The organism is Sinomonas mesophila, from assembly GCF_001999765.1.
Classification (GTDB): domain Bacteria; phylum Actinomycetota; class Actinomycetes; order Actinomycetales; family Micrococcaceae; genus Sinomonas; species Sinomonas mesophila.
The window spans coordinates 1-1,950 of the sequence record NZ_MTIC01000048.1 but is presented as its reverse complement, the minus strand read 5'-3'; the positions used below and the strand labels follow the sequence as shown (position 1 = coordinate 1,950).

Genomic DNA, 1,950 nt, shown 5'->3' with positions numbered 1-1,950 from the left:
CCGGGTCGGGCCGCGCTCCGGGCCGGAGCGCGGGGCGCACGGGCCGGCCCGCGCCGCGACCCCGTGGGGGCCGCGGCCGGGCTTCCCGCTAGTCCAGCTCGTCGGCGGTGATGATCCGCTCCACGTCGGAGGGCTTGTAGCCCCACGCGGTGAGCTGGTTCAGGTAGAACCGGATGTCCTCGGTGGGGGTGCGCCAGCAGTCCTTGGGCATGTTCTTCTCGAACCCGGCGAAGGCCAGGGCGAGCAGGGGCACATGCGGCTTTGCCGGGTGCGCGGCCGCGTAGTCGCTGATCGCGGTGCCGTTCCAGTCGTTGTCCTTGTTGGCGCATCCGGCGAAGGCCGCGGCGAGGGTGGTGTCCCGCTCCCCCGCGAGGCGGTGGTGCTGGGTGTGGGCGAGGGCGAGGAACCCGGCCCAGTCCTTGGGGGCATTCTTGCGGGCCAGCAGGCCCGTGACCCATGTGCGGCGGACCTTGGTCGCGGACTCCATGGCCTTGTTGTTCGCGATCAGCACCTTGCGCTGGGCCTTCTGTTCCTCGGTCATGGGCCCGCTCTGCCGCTCAGTGGAGCGGTTGGGCTCGCGGGCCGTGTAGCCCTTCTCCGCCCAGCCGACGATGCCGAGTTCGGCGCGGACCTCGCCCTGCCAGTGCTGGTAGAGGCTGACGGCGTTCGCGTCGTCCTCGCCGGGACGGCTGCCCTCGGCATCGGTGAGGAAGCGCAGGGCGACGGCCTCGTCGGTGCTGCACCAGCCCATCTGCTCGACGACGGTGAGGCCCTGGGCCTCGTACTCGGCGGCCGCCGCCGCGAGCTGGCGTGCGCGCTCGCGCTCGTCGCGCAGTCGCTGGGCGACGTGCTCGAGCATGTCTGGGTCGTCCGCGATCGCGGCCTCGAGCCGCTGCGTGGCTTCGGCGCTGTCCTCGAACTCGGCGAGCAGGAGCGACTGGTCGATCGTGTACCCGGCCCCGAGGGCCGCACTGGCGGACTCGCTCGTGCGGGCCTTGAGGGCCTTCTCCACGCTGCCCCTGTCGGTCCCGGCGCGCTTGGCGATCTGCGCGGCGGAGATCCCGAGCAGGGCCATCTGGTGGAACGCCTCAGCCCGGTCGGCCTCGGTCAGGGCCTGCCGCTGGTCGTTCTCCGCGACCTGCGTGGCGAGCCGGTCGGCTTCCTCGGGCGTGCTGGTGATGTACACGGGGACAGCTTCCAGCCCTGCCTCGACGGCGGCGAGGGTGCGGCGCTGGCCGTAGAGGACGCGCAGGGTGCCGTCCTCGGTGCGGTGGGCAACGATGGGCACCAGCACGCCGTTGGCCTTGATGTTGGACACGAACGCCTCGGTCAGGCCCGCCTGCCGGCGGACGTTGGTCTCGGTGTGCAGCTGGGCGGGGGCGACGAACTCGATGGTCTGGGTCATGGCTTCTTCCTCTTTCGTCTCTCTGGGGCACCCGGTGCCGTCAGGCGATGGAGAGGTCTGTCTCGAAGAAGTCCTCGGCGATGCGGATCAGCGAGGCGGGCACGTCGGCCTCGTCCCCGTCGGGGGTCGAGCCGAGGAAGACGGCGTTGCCGACGAAGAGGTCGCAGAAGCCCATGCCTGCCTCCATAAGCAGGAAGCTGGCGCGGGGGTTGGGCCGCAGGCCAAGGATCTTGCCCTCGGTGTTGAGGTAGACGTGGGCGTCGCCGAAGGTCACGGCCTCGAGGTCTCCCCCGACGAGCTCCTGCAGCGTCGTCAGGTCCCCGACGATGGATTCGATGCGGGGGGCGGCGGCGAGGCCCGCGGGGACGATGAGTGCCTTCACGATGCTGGTCATGGCTTTTCTCCTTGCGGTTGGTGGGCCGGGAAGCGTGTGGTGACCAGCCGTGCTCCCCCGCCCCCTTCGTTTTTCCGGCTGGCGAACGTGTTCGCTTGCACCCGCCCGGGCCCGTCCACCCGAAGGGCGGCGGCGCCACGGATTCTGCGGA

2 protein-coding genes are annotated in these 1,950 nt (G+C 71.1%); both read right to left on the bottom strand.

Features of this window, described 5'->3' with window-relative positions:
• Positions 1-88: 88 nt before the first annotated feature.
• Positions 89-1,405, bottom strand: coding sequence for a ParB/RepB/Spo0J family partition protein (locus tag BV907_RS18025; protein WP_077491125.1), 1,317 nt, complete (start codon positions 1,403-1,405; stop codon positions 89-91).
• 40 nt (positions 1,406-1,445) lie between these two features.
• Positions 1,446-1,799, bottom strand: a complete 354-nt coding sequence (locus BV907_RS18020; protein WP_077491124.1) for a DUF3846 domain-containing protein — start codon at positions 1,797-1,799, stop codon at positions 1,446-1,448.
• Positions 1,800-1,950: the final 151 nt, after the last annotated feature.